This window comes from Pedobacter sp. 01T416_2 (genome assembly GCF_056398925.1).
In genome coordinates, this window is the sequence record NZ_JBFTQI010000534.1 from 1 (window position 1) to 4167 (window position 4167).

Genomic DNA, 4167 nt, shown 5'->3' on the forward strand with positions numbered 1-4167 from the left:
GGATTAGTCTGCGCAATAGCCGAAAATGACAATGGCACAAAAATGAAAAGCAATAAATTCTTAGCTTTAAATAACATAAAAATGGGACGCCGCCGGGATGAATACGTTGTACAAATGCAACGAAATAAAACTAATAATACTGTTAAATCTATTCAATAATACAAAATTAACAATTCTATGTACTGATTAATAAGTAATAAAAAGGATTTTGATAAAAATAACCCAAATGGAGGTGTTAAGTTGCGATTGGTGAGCCACCGAGCATGGGGGAGATCTTACACAAATGTGTCTGATTTGGAAAAGAATCAGGCAGAAAGCAGAATGAATAAGAATTTTTTGCCGGAGCGATCAGTAGATATCGGTATTATTGAATAATTTTTTTCTATTTCTAATGAAATATACTCCAAATAATTCCATTGAAAATATTATAGACCAAGCGTATCATCTATCGCACAATCTACAGTGTGGTTATATTGTGTTTAGGTAGGGATAATACAAACAAAAAAGAAAAGTGCTCAGCCGCGTTGGTCGTAATTGATTTTCTAGGAGCACAGTAAAAATTTTAAAAAATCTTAACCATCTTTACCATCTTTACCAATTTGAGCAAATATCATAAAAAGCAATAAAAAAATACCGCAATAAACACAACATAATACATTTTTTTGATGCTAAAGTACGAGTATAAGATGCGTATTTACGGTCGTTTAAATTATTTTAATTAAACAGTAAAAAATAAATAAGGGGTATAAGCTAACCAATCAAGCCAAATACCATTCTGTTTCTTACAAAACCTGCTCCTAAACAGCTTGCGAGTAAAACAAAAAACGGCAAATAGGTATCAATAGGGCATTGAATGTGGTTTTGCAATAGTAATCCCCCATAAATACCGCCTATGGTACATTCTCTTGTTAAAGTACTTGCAGGTTCAGTAGGATAGCAGCCAGCAGGGATACTGACTGGAGTACCTCCATAATTAGGACCAAATATACCGTTACTCCCCAGATAGGTAGGATAATAAATAGCTTCAAATCCTGGTCCGAAATATTTTACGCAACCTGTTTGAGCAGTTACTTTTAAAAAAAACAGACACAAAATAAACGCACACAGAATAGGTACTTTTTTCATAGACAATGAATTGGAATAGACGGGTCAAATATAAAACAACTTCTACACAAATAGTATTAATGAGTATTAATAAATATACATAAACATATTTTTATGATGATTTTTATCAATACAAAAATAATGCGTAAAAAACTAACTCCGTTTTTTTATTGTTGGCCGATTTAAACAAATAGCGTTAAAAAACGTTGTTAATTAGGCATTGACCAATAACATTGAATTATAATGGACAATGAAACTATGCATTATTCATCACCTCCTTAAAAGACAATAAGTAAATCTTACTTTTCAGTTTATTTTTTTTTAAGCATCTTTAACCCATATATTAATCATCTTTAACCATATTTTGCGTGTAAGCCATTGCACAAACTTATTTCCTCATCCCAAATTATGATCCCAACAAAAGCAATATTAAAATCTGTCTGTATTTTATTCATTTGCTCAATTTTTGTAGGTTGTGCTTCCAGAAAAGAGCATAGTCTGTTTAATGCCCCGAGTGATATAGTTACCGACACCATTAAACAGGTATATGTGGTAAATGATCAGGGAATTAGTGATGCCTATTACAAAATAAAGGTGAATGATCAGTTGGCCATCCGAAACCTGCAAAATAAAGAATTTGGTGCCACGGCCTCTGCCAACAGTAGTACAAGCAGTAATCAAACAGCAGGTGGATCCATCAATAATAGCCTTTCTTACTTAGTGGATACCGATGGGAAAGTAAATCTTCCTGCTATCGGAAAAGTGGAGGTATTAGGCCTCAGCAGGCGGGATGCCGCTATTAAAATTCAGGATTTATATGCAAAACAACTACTGCGCGATCCTATTATAGAACTGAGTGTGATAAATTTAAAGGTTACTTTATTGGGAGAATTCAGCAAACAAGGGAATTTTTTACTGGAACGCGAAAACACTACCTTAATTGATATTATTGGTGAAGCAGGAGGAATTAACAAAACAGCAGACCCTAAGACCCTGAAAATTATTCGTGGCGATAGAAGCAACCCGGAAATTATTTATGTCAATCTGAATGACATCAACAGTTTAGCCAGTAAAAATTTAGTCCTTCAGAATAATGACATTATTGTACTGCAGCAAACCAAGAGCTCAGCATTGACCGAAAAACTAACAAGTGTTAATAATATCGTACAACCGCTGCTTGTGGTAGTCAATCTTGCTGTATTAATCTTTACCTTAACCCGCTAATGGATAATACTACACCAACAGAAAATAAGAAGTTAGCTAGCCAGACCATTAACTATTGGAAAATCGCGTTGATTTTTCTAAGCAGGTGGTATTGGGTTGCTGGGACGGTATTGATCAGTTTTGTGATGGCCTGGCTATATGTACGCAGCATTACCCCTATTTATATTACTTCTGCTTCGCTAAAGTTAGATGGCGATCAGCAGCAACAAATGCCACCACTTCCTGGTTCGCCAGTAAATTATCGCCCCTTTAATCAAAACCAGATTCAGACTGAGGGAATCATTATGCGTTCGGAAGACGTAATTTTAAACGCATTAAAGAATCTTGATTATAAAATTAGCTACTATTTAGAAGGAAGGGTACGGGTGACCGAACTTTATCCGAAACAGCCTTTTCAAGTTGATATTTTAACCCAGGATTCAGTTAATTTCAGTAGGGCTACCTATTCTGCTAAGCCGGTTGATAGCAAAACCTTTGAATTATCGAGTAGCGACGACAATAACAAGAGTTCTAAAAAGTATCGTTATGGTCAAGCGATTAACGTTGGAAATATGGTGTTTACGGTTAAAACCGAAATTCCGTCTACCGGGAATTACAGTTTCAAATTCAATGGGATCAGAGATTTATATGGCAGAGCTGCAGGGGGATTAAATGTATTCGAACAGGAGAAAAACACCAATATTATGGGTGTTACCCACACGGATAGCAATCCTGTTTTCTCTGCCAATGTGCTCAATGAGATCATTAAACAATATGTAAAAAATGATGCAACGCTTAAGAAAAGATCGGCCAAACAAACTATAGATTACTTGGATAGCCAGATCGCATTTTYAGATGCACAGGTGAATAAATCTGGCAACAAACTTTCTAGCTTTCAAAGCGATAATAAATTAATCGATCCAGCGAGCGACCGGCAACTCGGAAATTCGAAACTGAGCAATCTACAAAACCAGATTGCAGAATTACAATTACAAGAACTCGGTATCCAACAATTAGAAACTCAGGTAAAAAACAATAAAGATAGAATACAATTTAATCTTAACCTGGAAGGCACCAATAGTACCCTCTTAACCGGTTTAATTACACAGCTTAATGGACTTATCATTAATAGAGAAAATAAGTTACAGAATTTTAATGCCGACGCTCAGCCCATCCAGGATATTAACCGGCAGATTAATGAAGTGAAACAGGCCATTGTAACCAATATCCGTTTATTGCATGAACGTAACCAAAAAACAATCAGTTACATCAATGGGCAGATTGGCCAGGCAAATCAGGCACTGGGCAGCATACCGGCCAAACAAAATGATTTCGCCAAATTACAGAGTAATTTYGATATCAACCAACGTATGTTTTCGATGCTATTTGAACGAAAACTCTCTGCGCAGATCAGCTCCGCAGCCGTAATTTCTGGTGCTACAATTATCAGCGTAGCACAGCCTTCTTTTTTTCCGATTTCTCCTGTGCCTAAGAAAATTTATTCCTCTTATTTATTTATGGGTTTGTTTTCGGGGCTGGGCTTAATTCTATTGGTCAGGATATTAAATCCTTATCTCTACGATATCGAAACCATCGAGGGTCTAACCGCAACCCCGATTATTGGTGTAATTTTAAAATATCCCAAAAAAGTTCAACCAGGCCAGAGTGTTTTGTCTATAGAACGACCAAAATCAATATTTGCCGAATCGGTTAGGTCGGTGAGAACAAATTTGAGTTTTATGGCGAGTGATCAGGACACTAAAGTAATTTGTATCACTTCTGAAATTTCGGGTGAAGGAAAATCGTTCGTAAGTTTAAATCTTGCAGGTACCCTTTCCATTATAGACAAGAAAGTGATTC

At 35.8% G+C, this 4167-nt stretch carries 3 protein-coding genes; 2 read left to right on the top strand and 1 reads right to left on the bottom strand.

Annotated elements, in window-relative coordinates; translation table 11 throughout:
* Positions 1-750: 750 nt before the first annotated feature.
* The gene (locus AC1DPQ_RS19715; protein WP_477578816.1) at positions 751-1125 is read right to left on the bottom strand and encodes a hypothetical protein; all 375 of its coding nucleotides are present in this window, start codon (positions 1123-1125) and stop codon (positions 751-753) included.
* A gap of 387 nt (positions 1126-1512) precedes the next feature.
* Here AC1DPQ_RS19715 and AC1DPQ_RS19720 point away from each other — a divergent pair, with 387 nt between their 5' ends.
* Together AC1DPQ_RS19720 and AC1DPQ_RS19725 are read left to right on the top strand one after the other, a co-directional pair.
* Positions 1513-2328 carry a polysaccharide biosynthesis/export family protein gene (locus tag AC1DPQ_RS19720; protein WP_477578814.1) on the top strand — a complete coding sequence of 272 codons (816 nt, stop codon included), beginning with the start codon at positions 1513-1515 and terminating at the stop codon, positions 2326-2328.
* A partial coding sequence (locus tag AC1DPQ_RS19725; RefSeq protein ID WP_477610623.1) for a GumC family protein occupies positions 2328-4167 on the top strand: 1840 nt, incomplete at its 3' end. The genes AC1DPQ_RS19720 and AC1DPQ_RS19725, both read left to right, overlap by 1 nt.

Coding starts and splice junctions, on each gene's coding strand:
- AC1DPQ_RS19720 (WP_477578814.1), top strand. CDS start 1,513: ATGATCCCAACAAAAGCAATATTAAAATCTGTCTGTATTTTATTCATT.
- AC1DPQ_RS19715 (WP_477578816.1), bottom strand. CDS start 1,125: ATGAAAAAAGTACCTATTCTGTGTGCGTTTATTTTGTGTCTGTTTTTT.